Annotated in this window: 16 protein-coding genes and 4 tRNA genes; 13 read left to right on the top strand and 7 right to left on the bottom strand. The window is 59.6% G+C overall.

Annotated elements, in window-relative coordinates; genetic code table 11:
- Positions 1-142: 142 nt before the first annotated feature.
- The gene (gene pvdP / locus I9H09_RS15880) at positions 143-1,777 is read left to right on the top strand and encodes a pyoverdine maturation tyrosinase PvdP (RefSeq protein WP_122347808.1); all 1,635 of its coding nucleotides are present in this window, start codon (positions 143-145) and stop codon (positions 1,775-1,777) included.
- A 204-nt stretch (positions 1,778-1,981) separates the two neighbouring features.
- On the opposite strand, the gene I9H09_RS15875 is transcribed toward pvdP, so the two are convergent.
- From I9H09_RS15875 to I9H09_RS15865, 3 genes are read right to left on the bottom strand one after another with little or no spacing between them, the layout of a single operon-like run.
- Positions 1,982-3,370 (bottom strand): efflux transporter outer membrane subunit, encoded by a 1,389-nt coding sequence (locus tag I9H09_RS15875; protein ID WP_122347807.1) that lies wholly within the window; start codon positions 3,368-3,370, stop codon positions 1,982-1,984.
- A gap of 7 nt (positions 3,371-3,377) precedes the next feature.
- The gene (locus I9H09_RS15870) at positions 3,378-5,348 is read right to left on the bottom strand and encodes a MacB family efflux pump subunit (protein WP_122347806.1); all 1,971 of its coding nucleotides are present in this window, start codon (positions 5,346-5,348) and stop codon (positions 3,378-3,380) included.
- Positions 5,349-6,521: an efflux RND transporter periplasmic adaptor subunit gene (locus I9H09_RS15865; RefSeq protein ID WP_122347805.1), complete on the bottom strand. Its 1,173-nt coding sequence runs from the start codon at positions 6,519-6,521 to the stop codon at positions 5,349-5,351.
- Positions 6,522-6,724: 203 nt separating this feature from the next.
- On the opposite strand from I9H09_RS15865, the gene pvdQ reads away from it, so the two are divergent.
- A complete protein-coding gene (gene pvdQ, locus I9H09_RS15860; protein ID WP_122347804.1) occupies positions 6,725-9,046 on the top strand; it encodes a bifunctional acylase PvdQ in 2,322 nt (773 codons plus the stop codon).
- A gap of 62 nt (positions 9,047-9,108) precedes the next feature.
- On the opposite strand, the gene I9H09_RS15855 is transcribed toward pvdQ, so the two are convergent.
- Both I9H09_RS15855 and I9H09_RS15850 read right to left on the bottom strand, forming a co-directional pair.
- Positions 9,109-9,423 carry a hypothetical protein gene (locus I9H09_RS15855; protein ID WP_024690999.1) on the bottom strand — a complete coding sequence of 105 codons (315 nt, stop codon included), beginning with the start codon at positions 9,421-9,423 and terminating at the stop codon, positions 9,109-9,111.
- A gap of 246 nt (positions 9,424-9,669) precedes the next feature.
- Entirely contained in the window at positions 9,670-10,866 is a 1,197-nt protein-coding gene (locus tag I9H09_RS15850; RefSeq protein WP_122347803.1) for an amino acid aminotransferase, read from the bottom strand.
- Between the two features lie 388 nt (positions 10,867-11,254).
- Between I9H09_RS15850 and uvrB the strand changes: the two genes are divergently transcribed.
- The 9 genes from uvrB (at position 11,255) to I9H09_RS15805 (ending at position 17,980) form a co-directional block, all read left to right on the top strand.
- Positions 11,255-13,270: an excinuclease ABC subunit UvrB gene (gene uvrB / locus I9H09_RS15845; protein WP_024671146.1), complete on the top strand. Its 2,016-nt coding sequence runs from the start codon at positions 11,255-11,257 to the stop codon at positions 13,268-13,270.
- A gap of 290 nt (positions 13,271-13,560) precedes the next feature.
- A complete protein-coding gene (gltX, locus tag I9H09_RS15840; protein ID WP_024671147.1) occupies positions 13,561-15,042 on the top strand; it encodes a glutamate--tRNA ligase in 1,482 nt (493 codons plus the stop codon).
- Positions 15,043-15,190: 148 nt separating this feature from the next.
- A tRNA-Ala gene (locus I9H09_RS15835) sits at positions 15,191-15,266 on the top strand.
- 89 nt (positions 15,267-15,355) lie between these two features.
- Positions 15,356-15,431: transfer RNA gene (locus I9H09_RS15830), tRNA-Glu, on the top strand.
- Between the two features lie 52 nt (positions 15,432-15,483).
- Positions 15,484-15,559: transfer RNA gene (locus I9H09_RS15825), tRNA-Ala, on the top strand.
- A gap of 44 nt (positions 15,560-15,603) precedes the next feature.
- Positions 15,604-15,679, top strand: a tRNA-Glu gene (locus I9H09_RS15820).
- A 284-nt stretch (positions 15,680-15,963) separates the two neighbouring features.
- Positions 15,964-16,425, top strand: a complete 462-nt coding sequence (locus I9H09_RS15815) for an acyl-CoA thioesterase (RefSeq protein ID WP_005893720.1) — start codon at positions 15,964-15,966, stop codon at positions 16,423-16,425.
- A gap of 29 nt (positions 16,426-16,454) precedes the next feature.
- Positions 16,455-17,435 (top strand): tRNA dihydrouridine synthase, encoded by a 981-nt coding sequence (locus I9H09_RS15810; protein ID WP_122311837.1) that lies wholly within the window; start codon positions 16,455-16,457, stop codon positions 17,433-17,435.
- Between the two features lie 101 nt (positions 17,436-17,536).
- Positions 17,537-17,980, top strand: a complete 444-nt coding sequence (locus tag I9H09_RS15805; protein WP_005893722.1) for an Hsp20 family protein — start codon at positions 17,537-17,539, stop codon at positions 17,978-17,980.
- Positions 17,981-18,046: 66 nt separating this feature from the next.
- Here the strand turns inward: I9H09_RS15805 and I9H09_RS15800 are convergent, their stop codons facing one another.
- The gene (locus tag I9H09_RS15800; protein ID WP_122311836.1) at positions 18,047-20,206 is read right to left on the bottom strand and encodes a putative bifunctional diguanylate cyclase/phosphodiesterase; all 2,160 of its coding nucleotides are present in this window, start codon (positions 20,204-20,206) and stop codon (positions 18,047-18,049) included.
- 67 nt (positions 20,207-20,273) lie between these two features.
- Positions 20,274-21,146, bottom strand: a complete 873-nt coding sequence (locus tag I9H09_RS15795) for a LysR family transcriptional regulator (RefSeq protein WP_005893725.1) — start codon at positions 21,144-21,146, stop codon at positions 20,274-20,276.
- Positions 21,147-21,292: 146 nt separating this feature from the next.
- Here I9H09_RS15795 and leuC point away from each other — a divergent pair, with 146 nt between their 5' ends.
- Positions 21,293-22,717 carry a 3-isopropylmalate dehydratase large subunit gene (leuC, locus tag I9H09_RS15790; protein ID WP_005893727.1) on the top strand — a complete coding sequence of 475 codons (1,425 nt, stop codon included), beginning with the start codon at positions 21,293-21,295 and terminating at the stop codon, positions 22,715-22,717.
- A 10-nt stretch (positions 22,718-22,727) separates the two neighbouring features.
- Positions 22,728-23,369, top strand: a complete 642-nt coding sequence (gene leuD / locus I9H09_RS15785) for a 3-isopropylmalate dehydratase small subunit (protein ID WP_005893728.1) — start codon at positions 22,728-22,730, stop codon at positions 23,367-23,369.
- The last annotated feature ends 120 nt before the right edge of the window (positions 23,370-23,489 follow it).

Below are 23,489 nucleotides of genomic sequence, written 5' to 3'. Positions count from 1 at the left end.
CCGTTGCTATCTGGTGGAGAACGAGCGGATGGGCGAAAAATTTAGCGCATGGCTGTCTATGGCGTCAGCCACCTAAATTTAATCGTCGGGTTTACGTTCTAGCTTGGATAACGGCTGTCTCGGTGCTGGAACAGGTAGGGTAATGACGATTTCTCGACGAGGGTTCATGGCAGGGCTGGCGGTGACTGGCGCGGCGCTTCCGGCTGCCTATTACGCGCATCGTGAACTCACGCGCGTCGACGAGCCGGTAACGCCGGGCGAGGCCACGGCAGGGCCCGCCGATACCGCTACTCAGCGCCTGGCTGACAAGCTGCGTGGCGTGTGGACCCTGCGTTTCGAAGGGCGCGACGCAGGGCTTGGCGGTGCGCCGCTCGACGGCCTGGAAATGTTTCTCGACATTGCCCCGCGTGGTCGTGGCCTGCGCGGTTATATCGACACAGCCGAGAAATTGCGCTGCGATGGCATGCCACGCTTCAGGGTGATCGGTGATCTGCAACCGGCCAATGCCGCAAAACTGTATCTGCGGGTCATTGACCGCCATGCCGGCGACGATCCGTACAGCGACAACCCGGATTACGAGTTCAGCCTGACCCTCGATGAAGTCTGGGGCGCGTTCGGCAATGCGGGCAGCGGCACATTGAGCGGGCGCATCGAGCGACTGGACCGGCCATTGGCCCTGCCGGAGCTGGAAAACCGCCTGATCGCAATCAAACAGGTTTTCCCCGAAGCGCGTGAGCGGGTGGGGTTGAGTCCGCCGTTTCTGGCCTGGCTGGTTTCCAGGGAGCACCGCCTGTTTCATCAGCTGTGGCACGCTTCTCGGGACAAATGGCACAAACTGCCTGAAGACAAACGTGACGCCCTGCGCGGCATCGGTTGGCAGCCAGGGCCGCGCGCGAAAGAGCGCGATGCGCGTGGCCCGCACAAGGATCGTAACGGTTCGGGTGAAGACTTTTTTTATATGCACCGGCACATGCTGATCCAGGCCCGCAAGATTCAGGACCTGCCGTCGTGGCCGCGCTTTCCGCTGCCACAACCAGAACTGGAGCGCGACCGGCTGGGTTTCGCTCGCTACTTTGATAATCACGATGGCTGCGCCTTGCCCCCCAACTGGCTGGCGCAGGGTGATGAGGAATACACGCAACTGGTCAGCGACATCAAAAGTCAGGAAACCTATCACACTCATTTTCAGGTCTGGGAATCGCAGTATCGCGATCCGCGCTTTCTGTCGAAGCTGACCTTGGGTCAGTTCGGTTCGCAGGTCGAGCTGGAACTGCATGACTGGTTACACATGCGCTGGGCCTCGGTGGCCCGCGACCCGGCCAATGGCCAGCCGGTGCCGATGGCACGTCGTTCGGATGACTTCGCCGAGCGCTGGTTCGAGCCGGAAAATGACTTTCTCGCCGACCCGTTCTCGTCCCATGTGAACCCGGTGTTCTGGATGTTCCACGGCTGGATCGACGACCGCATCGACGACTGGTTCCGCGCCCACGAGCGTTTTCATCCGGGCGAAGTGAAACGCCTGGAAGTCAACGGCGTGCCGTGGTTCGCGCCGGGTCGCTGGGTTGAAGTCAGCGACCCGTGGCTGGGGCCGGAAACCCATGGCTGCAGCACCGTGCCGGGACAGGCCGCCGGTACAACCATGGAAATGGACCCGGAAGTCATGAAACTCGCGCTACGGATTACCTTTGCGGCGGATGACAAACTGAGCAACCTGCTGCGCCGCGTGCCGCGCACGCCTTGGTATGCAAGGAATCTGTTGCCGGAGAGGTGGTTTTAGCGAACGGTAGTCGAGATTATCGTTCCCTACGCTCCAGCGCTCATCGGCCAGAAGCCTGACGGCTCCTTATTCCGGGCTCGTTGGGGCTTGTATAGCGCTGAGCGTCGCACGATAGTTAAGATTATCGTTCCCTACGCTCTGGCTTGGGAATGCAGTACTAGACGCTCTGCGTCGTATGATAGTGGTGTTTCTATCGTGACTCGCTCAGCGTACCTGCCAACCCCCACCCAGCGCCTTGTACAGTGCAATGCTCGCCTGCAAGCGTGCGAGCCTTAACTGCACACTCGCGTCCTGCGCCAGGTACAGCGTGCGTTGGGTTTCCAGCACCGTCAGCAAACCCTCTGCACCGGCTTCATAACGGCTCTGGGCGATGCGGAAGGCGGCCTGCGCCTGTTTGAGTTCTTCTTCGTGCCAATAGCGTTGCTGGTCAAGGCCGCTGATGCTGTTCAGGGCTTTTTCCACGTCGGCGAAACTGTTGATAATCGCGCCGCGATAGGTTTCCAGCAGTTCTTCCTGACGTGCCGTGGCCTTGTCACGCTCGGCCCCTAGGCGCCCATTATTGAAGATCGGCCCGACCAGCCCTGCCGCCAGGCTGCTGAACGGTGCGCGCAGCCAGTCCTCTGCGCGGGTCGCTTCGGTGCCCAGCCTGGCGCTCAGCGTCAGTTTCGGCAGCATCGCCGCCCTGGCTACCGTAACGTTGGCCTGTGCCGCTGCCAGTTCGGCTTCGGCCTTGGCCAGATCGGGACGGCGGGTCAGCAGCTCGCTGGGCACGCCAGCGTTGATGTCCGGCCAGCTCAGACTGCCGAAAGTCTGATCGTCGAGCTCGATGTTCTGCACCGGATGACCGAGCAGCGCTGCGAGGGTGATCAACTGGTCGTTGGCCAGTTGCTGAATGCGCGGCAGTTCGCGCTGCTGAGCCGCCACCAGATTCTTCTGCTGTGCCAGTTCCAGTGCAGTGGCCGAGCCCGAATCAAAACGGGTCTGCACCAGCTTCAAAACGCTCTGCGCATTGGCCAGGTTGAGTCCTGCAATCCGGCCTTGTTCACGCGCCGCCAGGGTTTGTGCGTAACGGTCGGCAACGTTGCCGAGCAGGGTCAGCTCCACCGTCGCTTGGTCGAACTCGCTGGCACGCAGGCCTTGTATTGCACTGTCGCGCCCGGCCGCTATGCCGCCCCAGAAGTCCACTTCATAGCTGGCCGTCAGGTTGCTGGTGAAGTTATTGGTGTTGTTGTCGTCGGAAGGGTTGGCCTTACGGTCGCTGTTGCGCACGAACTTGTTACGCTCGCCGCGCAGGTTGAACGCGAGTTCCGGCAGCAGTGGCGCACCGCCGATGATGGCCGTTGCCTGGGCTTGGCGAACGCGTGCCGTCGCTGCAGTGACTTCGTGGCTGTCGCGGCTGGCCTGGGCAATCAGGCGGTTCAGCTCTGGGCTGCCGAACTGCTGCCACCAACGGGCGTCGCTGCGCTGCGCGGCGGCACGCTCGGCAAACGCCCAGCTCGCCGGTGGCTGGATGCCGCTTTCAATGCGCGGGGCAGGCGCATGGCAGGCGCTCAGCAGCAGACAGGCGGTCAGCAGGGAAAGGCATGGCTTCATCGAATGATCATTCACTGGTAAGGGCCGCCACCGGGTCAAGCCGGGCAGCTTTGCGGGCAGGCATGAAGCCGAAAATCACTCCGGTGACGAGCGCGCAGGCAAAGGCACCGATCACCGCAGACAGGGTGAAGGCCACCGCCACCTTGCTCGCGAGCAATGCCGCGCCCATCCCCAGCGCCAGCACGATACCGGCCAGCCCCCCGACTACCGAAAGCATCACGGCTTCAGTAAGGAACTGGCGCAGAATGTCGCTCTGCCGCGCTCCGGTGGCCATGCGAATGCCGATCTCGCGGGTCCGCTCACGCACGGTCATCAGCATGATGTTCATCACCCCGATGCCGCCGACCAGCAGCGAAATGGCGGCAATCGAGCCGAGCATCAGTGACAGGGTGTTCTGGGTGCGCGCTTCGGCCTGGATCATTGCGGCGTTGTTGGTCAGTTCGTAATCCTGCTTGCCGTTGTGCAGGCGTTGCAGCAGGCTGCGAATCGCTGCTTCGGCCTGCTTGACGTTGTTGGCGTCGCGGGTGGCGATGGTGATGTACTCAGGGTCCTGCGAGCCGAACAGTCGGATGCTGGCCGATGAGTAAGGAATGGCGATGCGGTTATCGCTGTCCAGATCGCCCGAGGTCGCGCCTTTTTCCTGGAGCACGCCGACCACTTGAAACGGCACGTTTTCGATCAGGATGTATTGACCGATTGGGTCGATGCGCTCGCCGAACAGCTTCTGACGAACCTTGTAACCAATCACTGCCACGGCGGCTGCGCTTTGCTCGTCGGCCTCGCTGAAATAGCTGCCTTCGGCCACAGGCCAGTTGAAAATCGCCGGAAAGTGCGTGTCATTGCCGCCGACGTAGCTGGAGTGATCGACATTGCCGTAGCGCACTCCGGCCTGTCCGCCGTTGACCGGCATGATCATTTTCACCTCGGGCAATTCGCCAAGTGCGACGACTTCTTCCAGGGTGATGACGCCTTTCGGTGCGCGCGGGTTGGGTGCCTTGCCGTTGAGATAGATGATATTCGAGCCGAACGAGGACATCTGCGCCATGACTTGGCGCTTGCTGCCTTCACCGACAGCGAGCATGACCACCACCGACGCGACGCCGATGACGATGCCCAGCAAGGTCAGCGCCGTACGGAAACGGTTGATCCACATGACCCGCCACGCCGCCTGAACCGCGTCGAGCAATTCGCCTTTCCAGGCGCCGCGACTGCCGCTGCCCTCGCTCAGGCGCTTGCGCAGATCGACGGCCTGCAACGCCGCCGGGTTGGCTGCAAGCGGCGCGGTCGTATCGCCGGCGGTATCGCTTACCACCAGACCGTCGCTGATCTCGATGACCCGATTGGCGCGCGCCGCCACTTCCCGGTCATGCGTGATCAGAATCACCACATGGCCCTGGCTGGCCAGTTCGTCCAGCAGGGTCATTACCTCAGCGCCGCTGTGGCTGTCCAGTGCACCGGTCGGTTCGTCGGCAAGAATGATGTGTCCGCCATTCATCAAGGCACGGGCGATGGACACCCGTTGCTGCTGGCCGCCGGACAACTGATACGGGCGATTACCGGTGCGTGATGCCAGGCCCAACCGGTCGAGCAGGGCGGCGGCCCGGGCGTGACGCTCGACGGCTGGTGTACCGGCGTAAATGGCCGGCATCTCGACGTTTTCCTGTGCCGAGCCGGACGGTATCAGGTGGTAGCCCTGAAACACAAAACCGAATGCTTCACGGCGTAGCCAAGCCAGTTCGTCGCTGCCCAGCTCGGCAACGTTTTCTCCGGCAAACAGGTACTCCCCTGACGTGGGGCGATCCAGGCAGCCGAGGATATTCATTAATGTCGATTTGCCCGAGCCGGACGCGCCGACAATCGCCACGAACTCGCCGGCGTGGATCGACAGGTCAATGCCGCGCAGCACGTTGACCAGCGGGCTGTCGCCACCGCCGTAGGATTTGCGGATACCCCGCAGGTCGATCAGCGGCGTGTGCATTCAGCCTCCGCTGCCGACGGGAGCGGGCACCAGCAGGCGATCACCTTCGCTGAGCCCATTGATGATCTGCACCCGCAGACGGTCGCTGATCCCGGTTTGTACCTGACGATTCTGGACTTCGCCGTTGGCGGCCAGTACCTGCACAGTCTTGATATCGGTCCGGGAGCCGTTTTGCAGTGCTGCAAGGGGAGCCGTGAGGGTGTTTTCGGCTTTGCCAGCGACAAAAAAAATCTGTGCGGTCATTTCTGCCATCAGCGCCTGATCACTGTTGTCGACGTCCAGTAAAACCGTATAGAGCACCACCCGACCGCCGCCGCTTTTACGCGAACTGCTCGGGCTGCCGCCGCCCTGATTGGCCTGATCCAGCGGTCTGGGCGGCACCGGCAGAATCTGCCGCACGGTACTGCTCCAGCGCCTGTGGCCGCCGCTGAGCGTGGTGAAGTAGGCCGTCATACCCGGTTTGACGTGGCCGATGTCGGCTTCCGAGACTTCGGCCCAAACGGTCATGGGCGACAACCGGGCGATGCGCAGAATCAACGGGGTCTGTTGTTGCGCATTGAGGGTCTGACCCTCGCGGGCATCCAGCGCGACAACGGTGCCGCTCATGGGCGCGTAAATGCGGGTGTAACCCAGCGCCGCTTCGTCACTGCGCAGCGCCGCCCCGGCTTCGAGAATCTGCGCCTTGAACATGTCGACTCTGGCCTGGGTGGCGCGAAATTCCGACTGCGCGGCCTGCACGTCTTCAGCGCGAGTGGCGCCGCCCGCAGCAAGGCTTTTCTGCCGTTGTTGCTTCTGCTCGGCCAGTTCGTGCAGCGCACGCTGTTCCTGCAACTGCGCCTTGAGATTATCGATGGCGTACCGCGCGGCATCGAGTTTGGCTTTTTGTGTCGATGGGTCGATTTCCACCAGCAAATCGCCTTCGTTGACCTGGTCGCCAACCTGCGCGTGGATTTTCATGATCTGCCCGCTGGCCTGCGAGCCAACGTCCACGTAGCTGCGCGGCTGCAGAGTGCCCAGCGCGGTCACGCTGTTTTCGACAGTGCCGCGGGTCACGGTCACGGTCGATGCATTGCTTCTGGCGTCGGGCAGGATCTGCCACGCACACACGGCAATGACCGGGAACAGGCACAGCGCCACGAGGAGGGCGCGTCGAGGGTATCGAGAGCGTTTCATGCAGAGTCCTGCGTGGGGAGATATCAGTCAGTCGACGGCTCGGGGCTGCTCTTCAAACAGAGCTGCCAGTTAAACGAGAAATGCAGGCCGGAATTTAGCGCCGATCACCGTTTGGACGAATCAGCTAAAAATTTTCGCCCGCGCTTCGTTTAACGGGGGGCGGCCAATTCGGGTCGTGTTGTCGAGGTGAGGTCAGCGTGATTATGTCTAGAGCATTGCCCGGTTTTCTGTTTGCAGGCCTTTCGGTCGCTGTGGTTTTGCCTGCGCAGGCGCTGGTTGCGCATGAACAAAAGGCCGCTGGCGCCGAGATCCGGCGCACCGGTTTTGGCGTGCCGCACATCGTCGCCGATGACGAGCGAGGCCTGGGTTTCGGCATCGGTTACGCCTATGCGCAGGACAACCTTTGCCTGCTGGCCAATGAAATCGTTACCGTCAACGGCGAGCGATCGCGCTATTTCGGGCCGGACAAGGCGACCCTTGAACAGCGCAATAACATGGCCAGCGATCTATTGTTCAAGTGGCTCAACACGCCTGAGGCGCTGGTGGATTTCTGGAAGGCGCAGCCGCCGGAGATTCGCCAGTTGATGCAAGGCTATGTGGCTGGTTACAACCGTTCTCTGCAGGAGCAGAAGGCCAAGGGCCTGCCGCAAGCGTGCGCGGCTGAATGGCTTCGGCCGATCAACACTGATGATCTGGTGCGTCTGACGCGCCGCCTGTTGGTCGAAGGCGGAGTCGGGCAGTTCACCGAAGCCTTTGCCGGGGCCAAGCCGCCTTCTGTGCAAAAGCCCTTGCAGGTTGATCAGCAGCAGGTTCAAGCCCTGCAGATGGCTGCTGTCCGCAACGAGCGCTTTACTTTGGAACGCGGCAGTAATGCAGTGGCGGTGGGGCGTGATCTTTCTGCCAACGGCCACGGCATGCTACTCGCCAATCCGCACTTTCCGTGGGGCGGCGGCATGCGCTTCTATCAAATGCACCTGACCATTCCCGGTAAGCTGGACGTGATGGGCGCAGCGCTGCCCGGCCTGCCGTTGATCAACATCGGGTTCAACCAGCATCTGGCCTGGAGCCATACCGTCGATACGTCGAAGCACTTCACGCTGCACCGTTTGCAGCTCGATCCGAAGGACTCGACTCGCTACCTGCTGGACGGCAAATCTATCGCAATGGGCAAACAGCAGGTGAGTGTCGAGGTGAAACAGCCGGACGGCAGCCTCAAGGCCGTGCCGCACATCATCTATTCATCGACGTTCGGCCCCGTGGTGCAGTGGCCGGGCAAGCTGGACTGGGACAACAAATTCGCCTTCAGCCTGCGGGACGCCAACCTGGAAAACGATCGGGTGCTGCAGCAGTGGTATGCAATGGACAAGGCTGACAGCCTCAAGGCGTTTCAGGATTCGGTACACAAGATTCAGGGCATCCCGTGGGTCAACACCCTGGCGGTCGATGCCAATGGGCAGGCGCTGTACATGAACCTGTCGGTAGTGCCGAACGTTGATGCAGTGAAGCTCGCCAAATGCAGCGACCCGAGTATTGGTACTGAGTTGATCGTGCTGGACGGCTCACGCAGCCAGTGCAACTGGGACGTTTCCCCGCAGGCGGCGCAAGCAGGTATTTATCCTTCGTCACGCCAGCCGCAGTTGTTGCGGACTGATTTCGTGCAGCACTCCAATGACTCGGCCTGGATGGTCAACCCGGCTGCACCGTTGAAAGACTTTTCACCGCTGATCAGTCAGGACGGACAGCCGCTGGGCCAGCGCGCACGTTTTGCGCTGGATCGATTGGCCAATCTTGAAAGATCAGGCAAGGTCAGCCTCGAAAACCTGCAAGCGATGGTCATGGACAACGAGGTGTATCAGGCCGGGCAAGTGCTGCCGGATCTGCTGACGTTCTGCGCCTCGAAGCTGGGTGACGATGCGGCGCGTCTGGCGCCGTTGTGTGCCGCGCTGAAAGCATGGGACGGCCACGCTAATCTGAACAGTGGCATCGGCTTTGTGTACTTTCAGCAGATTATGAAGTCCATGCAAAACGTTGCGTCTCGCTGGCGCGTGGTGTTCGACCTGCAGGACCCGGTCCATACACCAAGCGGGCTGGCCATCGAGTACCCGGAAGTCGCCACCGCACTGCGCGCCGCCATGCTGGCTGCGATGGATGAGGTGGCCAAGTCAGGTCTTTCCGCCGAGAGTAAATGGGGCGACATTCAGGTTTCAAGTCTCAGCGGCAAACCGATTCCGATTCACGGGGGACCGGCGGGGCTCGGCGTCTACAACGCCATACAGACGGTTGCTGGCAAGGACGGCAAGCGCGAAGTGGTCAGTGGCAGCAGCTACCTGCAAGTGGTGACGTTCGACGAGCAGGGCCCCAAGGCGCAGGGTTTGCTGGTGTTTTCCGAGTCGAGCAACCCGCAGTCCGCTCATTCAGCGGATCAGACCGAAGCCTTCTCGAAAAAACAGTGGAGCACACTGCCGTTCACCGAGCAGCAGATAAAGGCTGACCCCGCGTATGAGGTGCAGGTCATCAAGGAATAGCTCGAACCCAGAGGCAATGGCAGCGCGTTTGGACCATGTGGCCCAAATGCGCTGTAACGGTTTTAGCCGCCCTGAGTGTCGATGTCAGCGTCGACACCCTGGGTTTGTTGGTGGTTGCGCTGCTCCTGGGTCTTTTTCCCCTCCAGCTCGTGGTCCGGCACGTAGGCGCTGTCGCCTGACGACTGAGTCTGGCTCTGCGACTGGCTTTGGCTGGGGGCAGGGGGCTGGCCTTGTTTCTGGGCACCACCCTTTTCGGTTTCTGGCCCTACATCCGCAACCTGCGGCTCGATGGCTATATCGTTACGGTCCGGACCCGGTTCTGCAGGCGCGTCCTGATTAGGCGTCGGTTCTTTCTGGCGTTGCGGTTCAGTAGACATGAGTACCTCGCTATCTGGTTCAGAAAAATGTACTGACATAGTTTCGAGGGACTGCAGGCGGGATCGTTCGATGCATTTGCTGAGTGGTGGTGCGTGACGGAGTGTTGCGGCTGAGGCTAGCGGATACGCGATGTTCGCGAAGAACGCTGTCCAGTCCATGAAGATACATCGACTGGAACACCGTCTTCGCGAACAAGCGAAACGTTGCGCGGTTCGCTCTGACAAATACAAATTCGCGATGAGAGGTTAAAGCACCTTTTTGATCGCGTCGCAGACTACATCGATGTTCTTTTGATTCAGCGCCGCTACGCAGATACGTCCGGTGTCCAGCGCGTAGATGCCGAATTCGCTGCGCAGGCGCTGAGCTTGTGCGGCGGTCAGGCCGGAGTAGGAGAACATGCCGCACTGACGGCCGACGAAGCTGAAGTCCTGACCGGCCGGGTTGTCGGCCAGACGCTCGACCATCGCTTTGCGCATACCCTGAATACGCACGCGCATTTCGCCCAGTTCTTCTTCCCACATGGTGCGCAGTGCCGGGTCGTTGAGCACCGCAGCAGAAATGATCGCGCCGTGGGTCGGCGGGTTGGAATAGTTGGTGCGGATCACGCGTTTGACCTGTGACAGGACGCGAACGGTTTCTTCCCTTGAGTCAGTGATGATCGACAGCGCACCGACACGTTCGCCGTACAGCGACAAGGATTTCGAGAACGAGCTGGAGGCGAAGAAGGTCAGGCCTGACTCGGCGAACAAGCGCACTGCCAGCGCGTCTTCCTGGATGCCTTGACCGAAGCCTTGATACGCCATGTCCAGAAACGGTACATGGCCCTTGGCCTTGACCACTTCCAGGACCTTTTTCCAGTCGTCCAGACTCAGATCTACGCCAGTCGGGTTGTGGCAGCAGGCGTGCAGGACAACCACCGAGTTGTTCGGCAGGTTGTGCAGGTCCTCGAGCATGCCGGCGCGGTTCACATCGTGCGTGGCCGCGTCGTAATAGCGATAGTTCTTTACCGGAAAGCCTGTGGTCTCAAACAGCGCTCGGTGGTTTTCCCAGCTTGGGTCGCTGATGGCTACAACGGCGTTGGGCAGAAGTTGCTTGAGGAAGTCGGCACCGATCTTCAGCGCACCCGTGCCGCCGACCGATTGAGTGGTCAACACACGGCCCGAAGCGATCAATGGCGACTCTGCCCCCAGCAGCAGCTTTTGCACGGCCTGATCGTAGGCGGCAATACCGTCGATCGGCAGGTAGCCGCGCGGTGCATGTTGGGCGACGCGGATCTTTTCCGCTTCAGCCACGGCACGCAGCAGAGGAATACGCCCGTCTTCATCACAGTAGACGCCCACGCCAAGGTTGACCTTGGTGGCGCGAGTGTCGGCGTTGAATGCTTCGTTGATACCCAGAATCGGATCGCGGGGTGCCATTTCGACAGCGGAGAACAGGCTCATTGTGCGGCGGCTCTTGATGAAGAGTGGGAAGGGGATACACGCTGCGGCTTGATGCGCCAAAGCGGTGCGCAAACAGAGGCTAGTATAGAGAGCATCCCCTTTGCGAGCGACAGGGCGGGGCGGGTTTTTTCAAGGTTTTTACGCATATTTGCAGAACGATCGTTCGGTTAAAACCTCAATGCTTTAAGTGGATGCCTTGAAAGGCGGATATATGACTCCATCTATTAGTCATCACTTCAAAACATCGCACGTCTGCTCCCTGGCGGGAATCGGCGTCGGCGGTGTTTTTGCCCCTGCGCCACTCACGCATCGGCGAACCCTTTACGCGCTTGGGTTGCCAGCGGATCCACGCCAGCGAAGCACACGCGAATCATTCAAGAGGTAAGTTATGTCCGAGTTCCAGCTCGTCACCCGTTTTGAGCCAGCCGGCGATCAGCCCGAGGCCATTCGCCAACTGGTCGAAGGGATCGACGCGGGGCTCGCACACCAGACCTTGCTGGGGGTAACCGGTTCGGGGAAGACGTTCAGCATCGCCAACGTCATTTCCCAGATCAAACGGCCCACGCTGGTACTTGCACCGAACAAGACTCTCGCTGCGCAGTTGTATGGCGAATTCAAGGCGTTCTTCCCTAACAACGCCGTCGAATATTTCGTCTCCTACTACGATTACTACCAGCCTGAAGCCTATGTGCCGTCGTCGGATACGTTCATCGAGAAGGATGCGTCGATCAACGACCACATCGAGCAGATGCGCCTGTCTGCGACCAAGGCGCTGCTGGAGCGCAAGGACGCGATCATCGTCACCACGGTGTCGTGCATCTACGGTCTGGGCAGTCCGGAAACCTACCTGCGCATGGTCATGCACATTGATCGCGGCGATAAACTCGACCAGCGTGCCTTGCTGCGGCGCCTGGCTGATCTGCAGTACACCCGTAACGACATGGACTTTGCTCGCGCGACCTTTCGCGTGCGTGGTGACGTGATCGATATCTACCCGGCCGAGTCCGATCTCGAGGCGATCCGTGTCGAGCTGTTTGATGACGAAGTAGAGAGTCTGTCGGCATTCGATCCGCTGACCGGCGAGGTGATTCGCAAGCTGCCGCGCTTTACCTTCTATCCCAAGAGCCACTACGTCACGCCTAGAGAGACGCTGGTGGAGGCGATGGAAAACATCAAGGTAGAGCTGCAGGAACGCCTGGAATACCTGCGCAGCCAGAACAAGCTGGTGGAAGCTCAGCGTCTGGAGCAGCGCACCCGCTTCGATCTGGAGATGATGCTGGAACTGGGCTACTGCAACGGCATCGAAAACTACTCGCGTTACCTGTCGGGTCGTCCGTCCGGCGCGCCGCCGCCGACCTTGTTCGACTACCTGCCCGCCGATGCCCTGCTGGTAATCGATGAGTCTCACGTCAGCGTGCCGCAGGTCGGTGCGATGTACAAAGGCGACCGTTCGCGCAAAGAAACCCTCGTCGAGTATGGTTTCCGCCTGCCATCGGCGCTGGATAACCGACCCATGCGCTTTGACGAGTGGGAAGCAATTAGCCCGCAGACCATTTTTGTCTCGGCGACACCGGGCAATTACGAGGCGGAACACGCCGGCCGGGTTGTCGAGCAAGTGGTGCGTCCGACCGGTCTGGTGGACCCTCAGATCGAGATTCGTCCGGCGCTGACTCAGGTCGATGACCTGCTGTCGGAAATTCACAAGCGTGCGGCGCTGGAGGAGCGGGTGCTGGTCACCACGCTGACCAAGCGCATGTCCGAGGATCTGACCGATTACCTGAGCGACCACGGCGTGCGCGTGCGTTACCTGCACTCGGACATCGACACGGTAGAGCGTGTCGAGATCATTCGAGACTTGCGATTGGGTACGTTTGACGTGCTGGTGGGCATCAACCTGCTGCGTGAGGGCCTGGACATGCCGGAAGTGTCGTTGGTGGCCATTCTCGATGCAGATAAGGAAGGCTTTCTGCGCTCGGACCGTTCGCTGATTCAGACCATCGGCCGTGCAGCACGTAACCTCAATGGCCGGGCCATTCTGTATGCCGACCGGATCACCGGTTCGATGGAGCGCGCCATCGGCGAAACCGAGCGGCGCCGAGAGAAGCAGATCGCGTTCAACCTGGAGCACGGCATTACGCCCAAAGGCGTGTTCAAGGACGTCGCCGATATCATGGAAGGCGCCACCGTGCCGGGCTCGCGCAGCAAGAAGCGCAAAGGCATGGCCAAGGCCGCCGAAGAAAACGCCCGTTATGAGAACGAACTGCGCTCGCCGAGCGAGATAAACAAGCGCATTCGCCAACTTGAAGAAAAAATGTACCAGCTGGCCCGCGACCTGGAATTCGAAGCCGCTGCACAGATGCGCGACGAAATCGGCAAGTTGCGAGAGCGGTTGCTGACGGTTTGATCCGCAGGTCGTTATCCTGAGTGTCCAGTGTGATAAACAAGCCCTGATCCGGGCTGCCCAGGTTGTGCATGATGTACCGCGCGCCCTTATTTTGCTGCCGGTTCCCGGCAGGTCGTGGACAAGTCCACTTCTACAGATCGCGGGCACTGTAGGAGTGGACTTGTCCACGAAGACGTTCAATGGGCATCCTGAGATGTGCTGTACGGAACTGATCACATCACCCACGCTGGAGCCTTATACCCCCGGCCTGTTAACATTCCGCGCTTGATTGACCTATTTCGGGATTTTCCATGACCACCGTTCGTACCCGCATCGCGCCATCGCCCACGGGCGACCCTCACGTCGGCACGGCCTATATCGCGTTGTTCAACTACTGCTTTGCCAAACAGCACGGTGGCGAGTTCATTCTGCGCATTGAAGACACCGATCAGTTGCGCTCGACCCGCGAGTCCGAACAGCAGATTTTCGACGCTCTGCGCTGGCTGGGCATCGACTGGAGCGAAGGTCCTGACGTCGGCGGCCCGCACGGGCCTTACCGCCAAAGCGAGCGAGGCGAGATCTACAAGAAGTATGCGCAGCAACTGGTCGAACTGGGCCATGCCTTTCCGTGCTTCTGCACCGCCGAAGAGCTCGACGAGATGCGCGCCGAGCAGCAGGCCAGGGGCGAAACCCCGCGTTACGACGGTCGTGCCTTGCTGCTTTCCAAGGAGGAAGTCCAGCGTCGTCTGGACGCCGGCGAGCCGCATGTGATCCGCATGAAAGTGCCGACCGAAGGCGTCTGCGTGGTGCCCGACATGCTGCGTGGTGAAGTTGAAATCCCTTGGGACCGCATGGACATGCAGGTCCTGATGAAGACTGACGGTCTGCCGACCTATTTTCTCGCCAACGTTGTCGATGACCACCTGATGGGCATTACTCACGTACTGCGTGGCGAAGAATGGCTGCCATCGGCGCCGAAACTGATCCTGCTCTACGAGTATTTCGGCTGGGACAAGCCACAGTTGTGCTACATGCCGCTGCTGCGCAACCCGGACAAGAGCAAGCTGTCCAAGCGCAAGAACCCGACCTCTGTGACTTTCTACGAGCGCATGGGCTTCATGCCCGAGGCGATGCTCAACTACCTGGGCCGTATGGGCTGGTCGATGCCGGACGAGCGCGAGAAGTTCTCGCTGCAGGAAATGGTCGACAACTTCGACCTGTCGCGTGTCTCGCTGGGCGGGCCGATCTTCGATATCGAGAAGCTGTCCTGGCTCAACGGCCAGTGGTTGCGTGAACTGCCGGTCGAGGAGTTTGCTTCGCGTCTGCAGACATGGGCGCTGAACCCCGATTACATGATGAAGATCGCGCCGCACGTGCAGGGCAGGGTGGAGACCTTTAGCCAGGTCGCGCCGCTGGCAGGCTTTTTCTTCGCGGGTGGCGTCACGCCGGATGCCAAACTGTTCGAGCACAAGAAGCTGTCGCCGGAACAGGTGCGCCAGGTGATGCAGTTGATCCTCTGGAAACTGGAATCGCTGCGTCAGTGGGAGAAGGAGCGGATCATGGGTTGCATACAGGCCGTCGTCGAGCATCTGCAGCTCAAGCTGCGTGATGCCATGCCACTGATGTTTGCAGCGATCACCGGTCAGGCCAATTCGGTCTCGGTGACTGACGCAATGGAAATCCTCGGGCCGGACCTGACCCGCTTCCGCTTGCGTCAGGCACTGGATTTGCTGGGCGGCGTGTCGAAGAAAGAAAACAAGGAATGGGAAAAGCTCCTTGGCGCCATCGCATGAGGTAATGCCTGCGCTGCCAGTTACCTCCCGGTTTTGCGGGGGGTGAATGGTAAGTGGTTGTATTACCGACAAAAAAGTTTGGAAATTGTAAAAAATAAATTTGACAGCTCTGCCACTCACGCTTAATATGCGCCCCGTCCACTTATGTGGGGCTTTAGCTCAGCTGGGAGAGCGCCTGCATGGCATGCAGGAGGTCAGCGGTTCGATCCCGCTAAGCTCCACCAAATTTAGCGTTTCAGAACTTCGCTACACTGTTCTGGGATGATGCAAGGCAGCCGGATCCAGCGACCGGTTATCTGCAGAAGAAGGTTTTGTCCCCTTCGTCTAGTGGCCTAGGACACCGCCCTTTCACGGCGGTAACAGGGGTTCGAGTCCCCTAGGGGACGCCAGTTTTACCGAGTGATGCTGTAAGGCTGATCTCCGCCGAGAGGCGAAAAATCTGGGGCTTTAGCTCAGCTGGGAGAGCGCCTGCATGGCATGCAGGAGGTCAGCGGTTCGATCCCGCTAAGCTCCACCAATTTGCCAGGGTTCACCAATCGGTGATCCTGACTGAAGGTTTGCGTCCCCTTCGTCTAGTGGCCTAGGACACCGCCCTTTCACGGCGGTAACAGGGGTTCGAGTCCCCTAGGGGACGCCACGATTTCCCGCTATGCGGGACCAAGGGTCATTCGATTATTGAATGGCCCTTTTGTTTTTCCAGGGTTTGAAAATCCTTCTTTCCGGTTTTGCTCCGTCATACACCAATCTTGTTGAGCATAGTGTCGAAATCCCGACTATCGTGCCGACGCTCTGCGTCGGTATGCCGTTCAGGACGTTCCGCATCCTCTAGTCTGTGAGCGCACATCTCGTACCTGCACGTGGGAACCAGAGCCATGACCCGCTACACTCCCGCTAATCGCATTCACTCAAGCAGGAGCACGCATGGTCTGGGATCGGGCAACGCCTTTCGTCATTGACCTTAATGTCGGCGCTGAAGAAATAGACGGGCTGGGGCATGCCAATAACGCGGTATACGTTTCCTGGCTTGAACGCTGCGCCTGGCGGCATTCGCAGTTTCTGGGCCTTGACCTGACCGAGTATCGGCGTCTGGACCGGGCCATGGCAGTGGTCAGGCACGAGATCGACTACCTTGCAAGTGCGTACGAGAACGACGAACTGCAACTGGCGACCTGGATCACTGACTGGGACCGCCGCCTGAAAATGACCCGCTGCTTTCAGCTCAAGCGGCCTGCCGACAACCTGACATTATTGCGCGCGCAAACCACTTTCGTGTGCATCGAGCTATCGAGCGGACGGCCCAAACGCATGCCGGTAGAGTTTATCGAAGGCTACGGCTCGGCGATTCTCGACAGCGACATTTCCAATCCGCACGCCGGGCAGTAAACTGCCGGACTTTTTTTCGAGTGTGATCCATGCAAATTGCTCTGGCGCCCATGGAGGGGTTGGTCGACGACATCCTGCGCGATGCCCTGACGAAAGTGGGTGGCATCGACTGGTGCGTGACTGAATTCATCCGGGTGTCCGAGCGTTTGATGCCGGCGCACTACTTCTACAAGTACGCTTCGGAGTTTCACAAGGGCGCCAAAACTGACGCAGGCACGCCTTTACGGCTCCAGTTGTTGGGCTCCGATCCGGGGTGTCTGGCCGAGAATGCTGCGTTCGCCTGCGAGCTGGGCGCACCGGTACTGGACCTGAACTTCGGTTGTCCGGCCAAGACCGTCAACCGCTCCCGTGGCGGTGCCATTCTGCTCAAGGAGCCGGAACTGCTGCACTCCATCGTCAATCAGGTGCGCCGTGCGGTGCCCCGACACATCCCCGTGACTGCCAAGATGCGCCTGGGCTACGAAAACACTGATGGCGCGCTGGATTGCGCCCGGGCTTTGGCCGACGGCGGGGCAGAGCAGATCGTCGTTCATGCACGTACCAAGGTCGATGGCTACAAGCCGCCGGCGCACTGGGAGTGGATTGCGCGCATTCAGGAAGTGGTCAAGATCCCGGTAGTCGCCAATGGCGAGATCTGGACCGTTGATGACTGGCTTCGCTGCCGTGAGATCTGCGGCGCGCGGGACATCATGATTGGTCGCGGTCTGGTGGCGCGCCCTGACCTTGCCCGGCAGATTGCTGCGGCTCAGAAGGGCGAAGAGGTTGTGCCGATGACCTGGGAGGAGTTGCAGCCTATACTGCGTACCTTCTGGCAGGACTGCCTGGTCAAGATGACGCTCATTCAGGCGCCGGGCCGCCTGAAGCAATGGCTAGTGCTGCTGACCAAGAGCTACCCGCAAGCCACTCTGATGTTCGATTTGCTTCGTCGCGAAACCGACTGCGCGCGGATCAGCGTGTTGCTCGGTTGCTCATCCGAAATCCAACCCGACGAACGGTCGATAAAAGCCTGAAAAAAGCCTCTTGAAAAGCGAATGGCTGTCCCTATTTTGGTGATCAAGCGATGCCGAAAACGGGTCGCGTAAACCACTCGCTGATAAACAGGAGAATTGTTATGGCTACTGCATTTTCTCTGGCTCCACTGTTTCGCAATTCAGTGGGATTCGACCGCTTCAACGACCTCTTCGAGTCGGCGGCACGAAATGAGACAACCAGCGGCTACCCTCCCTACAACGTGGAGCGGCACACCGATGACCATTACCGAATCGTGATTGCTGCAGCAGGCATGCAAGAGCAGGATCTCGAGTTGCAGGTTGAGAAAGGTGTGCTGACCGTGATCGGCAGCAAGCGTGAGCAAGAAGCCGAGAACGTTACTTATCTGCATCAGGGTATTGCCCGGCGTGAATTCAAGCTGTCGTTCAGGCTGGCTGACAATATCGAAGTCAAAGGGGCCGATCTGTCTCATGGCCTGCTGAATATTGACCTGGTGCGGAACGTGCCGGAAGAAGCAAAACCAAAGCGTATTCCGCTCAACAGCCAGAAAGCGCTGGAAAACTGATCCGTCAGGTGACGTTGAGTCAGCGGCACGTAACAGCAAAGGCGCCTTCGGGCGCCTTTGTTTGTTTCAAGGATGATGTACAGGCCGTTTTAGTTGCAGCAGCGATTCGAACTCAGGACCGGGCAGCGGCTCGCTGAACAGATACCCCTGATAGTTGTAACAACCTACTTTTTCGAGAAACGCCAGCTGCTCCGGAGTTTCTACGCCTTCGGCAATGACATTCAGCTTGAGGCTCTGAGCCATTGCCACGATGGCCCGAATGATTTCCGCATCATTAGGGTCATTGGCGGCGTCCTGAACAAATGACTGATCGATCTTCAGCGTATCCACCGGCAACCGTTTGAGGTAGGTGAGCGACGAGTAGCCGGTACCGAAATCATCCATGGCGAAGCTCACGCCCAGGCTTTTCAGGCTGCGCATCTTGAGGATCGTGTCGTCCAGATTCTGGATGACGATGCCTTCGGTTATTTCCAGTTTGAGCATGGAGGCAGGCAACTGATGTTGTTTCAGGCTGTGTTCTACGCGCTCGACGAAGTCGTTCTGACGAAACTGGCGAGGACTGATATTGACCCCCATCAGAAAGCGGTCTTTCGCAACCAGCCCCTGGCTCAACAGCAGGCCGCCGATTTTACAGGCATCGTCAAGAATCCTGCTGCCAACCTCCAGAATCATGCCGCTCTCTTCCAGTATCTGGACAAACTGGTCGGGAGGCAGCAGGCCATACTCCGGGTGCTGCCAGCGCAGCAGCGCTTCTGCCCCCGTTATCTGGTTGTCTCGGCAATCGACCTGAGCCTGAAAATGCAGATGGAATTCATTACGGGTCAGTGCCATGCGCAAATCGTTTTCGAGCTGCAAGCGCTTGCTGACCGCCTGCTGCATTGACACGTGGAAGAACTGTGACGTATTGCGTCCGGCATCCTTGGCGCGATACAGGGCGATATCGGCACGCTTGAGCACATCGGCCGGGGTCAGGCCGTCATCGGGAATCAGCACTATACCGATGCTCGGTGTCACCTGCAGGCGATGTCCATCGAGGAACATCGGTTCGGCCAGCAGCACGCGCAGGTTGTCGGACAGGACCCGCACCTTGCGAGTGACTTCATCCAGAGAGCCGTCCAGCCCGCAGATCAGCACCACAAATTCGTCACCGCCCAGACGGGCCACGGTGTCTTCCTGGCGCACGCTGGCTTCCAGTCGCGCGGCGACCACATTAAGCACGCTGTCACCCACCGGGTGGCCGAGCGAATCATTGATGTGTTTGAAATAGTCCAGGTCCAGAAACAGCAGGGCGCCGCGCAGGTTCTGGTGCTTGAGCAGTGACAACTGCTGACCGAGCCGGTCCATCAGCAACGCTCTGTTCGGCAGCCCGGTCAGCGGGTCGTGATACGCCAGGTGGTGGATCTGCGCCTGGGCGTTTTTCAACTGACCAATGTCGCGCGCGTTCATGAGCAGGCAGGCGGTTTCGTTCAGGGTGATGAAGTCCACCGAGATATCCAGCACCAGCGGGTCGCCATTTTTGTCGCGACCGTTCATTTCCCGGTGATGCACACGGCCTTTCAGGCGCAGCTCGTCGATCATGTACTCGCGCTGCAACGTGTCGGTCCAGATACCGATTTCATGCGCCGTGCGGCCGACCACTTCCTGAGCGCTGAAGCCGGTGAGCCGGCAGAAGCCGTCGTTGACTTCCACGTAGCGTCCCGAGTCGATTTCGGTGATGGTGATCGAGTCCGGGCTTGAGTGGAACGCCTTGGCGAACTTCTCTTCACTGGCCTCAAGGGCTGCCTGGGCTCGTTTCTGGGTGATGTCCATCAGCGTGCCGGCCAGTCTCGACAGTTGACCCTGAGCGTCCCGGTATAGCCGGGCACGACTTTCGAGCAGGCGCGATGAGCCATCTATGAGTTGGAAGCGGTAGATGATCTGCAGGTAGTCATCGTGATTGTCGACGGTTGCCTGGTAAGCCTCGCGTATTCGGCGGCGCTCTTCGGTGGGCAGCTTGCTGAAGAAACGTTCGGCATCATCGTCGAATGGCTGTGCGCCCATGCCATGCAGGTATGCCGTTTGCGTCGAGGCCTGCATTCTGTTGCTGACGACGTCCAGATCCCATGTGCCCATCTGCGCCAGATCCAGTGCCAGTTGCAGGCGGTCACCGGTCTCTTTCAGCAGGCGCAGCGCATCATCGTGCGATGGCTCGCCTGGCGATGAAGCAGTGTGTGGCGGTTTGGGCATGGGATCACTGGCCTTTGATTGATAAAACCGTTAGAGCGAGCGGTCCGCGTTCTGCAGCGGGGCTTATTTACTGTGTCTGCGCGTCAAGCAATTTCATGAATGCTCTTGCTGCATTTGAAAGCGTTCGTTCAGTGTGCAGGATGTAGCCTAGCTGGCGATTGAGTTGCACGCCGGGCAATGGAATGCGCGCTACTTGCTCATCGAGCATGGTGCGTGGCAGAACGCTCCAGGCCAGGCCGATGGAAACCATCATCTTGATGGTCTCCATATAATTGGTGCTCATTGCAATGTTGGGCTTGAGGCCCTGAGCCTCGCACAGCTTGCTGACGATGTGATGGGTGAAGGTGTTGCTGCCCGGAAACACTGCCGGGTAACGCACTATGTCTTCAAGTTTCATCGGCCCGCCGTTGGCCAGCGGGTGTTCAGGGGCTGCAACGAAGTCCAGTGGGTCGTCCCAGACGGGCATTGCGCGGATCAAGGTATGCGGTTCGGGCGCCAGGGTGATGACTGCAAGCTCTGCGCGGCCATGCAGAATCTCTTCGTATGCCACTTCCGAATCGAGAAACTGGATGTCCAGCGCAACCTTCGGGTAGGCGCGAGTGAAGGCCCGCAGCACGGGGGGCAAGCGATGCAGGCCGATATGGTGGCTGGTCGCCAAGGTCAGGCGGCCGGTAACTTCGCCGGTCAGGTTGGTCAGCGCGCGTCGGGTGTCATCCAGCACGTTGAGAATCTGATAGGCGCGGGGCAACAGGGCGCGGCCTGCTTCGGTAAGGCTGACTTCGCGACCCAGGCGATCGAACAAACGGACATTGAGCTGCTGTTCCAGGCCGGCAATGCGCTTGCTGATCGCGGGTTGGGTGATGTGCAGCCGCTCACCGGCGCCGGAGAAGCTTCCGGTCTCGGCGATAGCGATAAAGGCATTGAGGTTGGCGAGGTCCATAGTCGGATTCCATTTGGTTATCCAAAGCATGAAAATTATGAATTTGAGTTATTTAAGCATATTCCATACGATGAACGCACAAGCCGAAAGGGTCATCATCACGATTGCCCAAGGCATATAAAGAAGCTGATGAGGAAGTACGTCCGATGGCCGGGAAAACGCTCTACGACAAGCTCTGGGATTCGCATTTGGTCAAACAGCGCGACGACGGTTCGGCGCTGATCTACATTGACCGGCATATCATCCACGAAGTGACCTCGCCGCAAGCGTTCGAAGGCCTGCGGCTGGCGAAGCGCAAGCCATGGCGAATCGACTCGATCATCGCCACGCCTGACCACAACGTTCCGACCACCGCAGAACGCAAGGGTGGCATCAATGCCATTGAAGATCAGGTGTCGCGTCTGCAGGTGCAGACCCTCGACGACAACTGCGACGAGTACGGCATCATCGAATTCAAGATGAACGACCCGCGCCAGGGCATCGTTCACGTCATCTGCCCGGAGCAGGGCGCAACCCTGCCAGGCATGAGCGTGGTCTGTGGCGACTCGCACACCTCGACCCACGGCGCGTTTGGCGCACTGGCGCACGGTATCGGTACTTCGGAGGTCGAGCATGTGCTCGCCACCCAGTGTCTGGTGGCCAAGAAAATGAAGAACATGCTGGTCTCGGTCGAAGGGCAACTGCCGTTCGGCGTGACTGCAAAAGACATTGTGCTGGCCGTGATCGGCAAGATCGGCACCGCCGGCGGTAACGGTTATGCCATCGAGTTCGCCGGCAGCGCGATTCGCGACCTGTCGATCGAAGGTCGCATGACCATCTGCAACATGTCCATCGAAGCAGGTGCCCGGGTCGGCATGGTGGCTACCGACGAGAAAACCGTCGAGTACGTCAAAGGCCGTCCGTTTGCGCCGAAGGGCGCTGAATGGGACCTCGCCGTCGAGGCCTGGAAAGACCTGGTGTCCGATCCGGACGCCGTGTTCGATACCGTGGTCAAGCTTGATGCTGCGCAGATCAAACCGCAGGTCAGCTGGGGTACTTCGCCGGAAATGGTGCTGGCGGTCGATCAGAACGTGCCGGACCCTGCGCAGGAGCCGGATCTGGTCAAGCGTGGCTCCATTGAGCGCGCCCTCAAATACATGGGCCTGAAAGCCAATCAGCCGATCACCGATATCCAGCTGGATCGTGTGTTCATCGGCTCCTGCACCAACTCGCGGATCGAAGACCTGCGTGCGGCTGCCGATGTCGCCAAAGGGCGCAAGGTGGCCGCGACCATCAAGCAGGCCATCGTGGTGCCCGGTTCCGGTTTGATCAAGGAGCAGGCCGAGAAGGAAGGGCTGGACAAAGTCTTCATCGAAGCTGGCTTTGAATGGCGCGAGCCGGGCTGCTCGATGTGCCTGGCGATGAACCCGGACCGTCTGGGTTCCGGTGAGCACTGCGCGTCCACCTCCAACCGCAACTTTGAAGGCCGTCAGGGCGCTGGCGGTCGCACGCATCTGGTAAGCCCGGCGATGGCTGCTGCGGCGGCGGTCAATGGCCGTTTCATCGATGTCCGCGACTTGATCCAGCTTTGAGGAATCCAGCATGAAAGCCTTTACCCAGCACAGTGGCCTGGTCGCTCCTCTGGACCGAGCCAACGTCGACACTGACCAGATCATCCCCAAGCAGTTTCTCAAGTCGATCAAGCGCACGGGCTTTGGTCCGAACCTGTTCGATGAATGGCGTTACCTGGACGTGGGGCAGCCTTATCAAGACAACTCCAAGCGTCCGCTGAACCACGATTTCGTGCTCAACCACGAGCGTTATCAGGGGGCCAGCGTTCTGTTGGCTCGGGAAAACTTCGGCTGTGGCTCCAGCCGCGAGCACGCACCGTGGGCGCTGGAAGAGTACGGTTTTTGCGCAATCATCGCGCCGAGCTACGCTGACATCTTCTTCAATAACAGCTTCAAGAACGGCCTGTTGCCGATCATTCTGAGCGAAGCTGACGTTGACGAGCTGTTCAAGCAGGTCGAGGCAAGCCTCGGCTATCAGTTGAGCATCGACCTGCAAGCACAGACCGTCACCCGGCCTGACGGCAAGGTCCTGAGCTTTGAAATCGACGCGTTCCGCAAACACTGCCTGCTCAATGGTCTGGACGACATCGGCCTGACGCTGATGGATGCCGACGCAATCGCCAGTTTCGAGAGCAAGCACCGCGCCAGCCAGCCGTGGCTGTTCCGCGACTGATTCAGTTATCGCAACCTGTCTGTTTGCCAGCAAGGTGCCCTGCGCCTTGCTGGCAAAAGTGTTTAAGACAGGTGATAAATTTTTCGCCGCTGCGAGCGTTATAAACAGGCGTTGTTCACG

The organism is Pseudomonas tremae (assembly GCF_023278125.1).
Taxonomy (GTDB): Bacteria; Pseudomonadota; Gammaproteobacteria; order Pseudomonadales; family Pseudomonadaceae; genus Aquipseudomonas; species Aquipseudomonas tremae.
The sequence above is the reverse complement of the archived record's forward strand: the minus strand, read 5'-3'. Positions and strand labels throughout refer to the sequence as shown.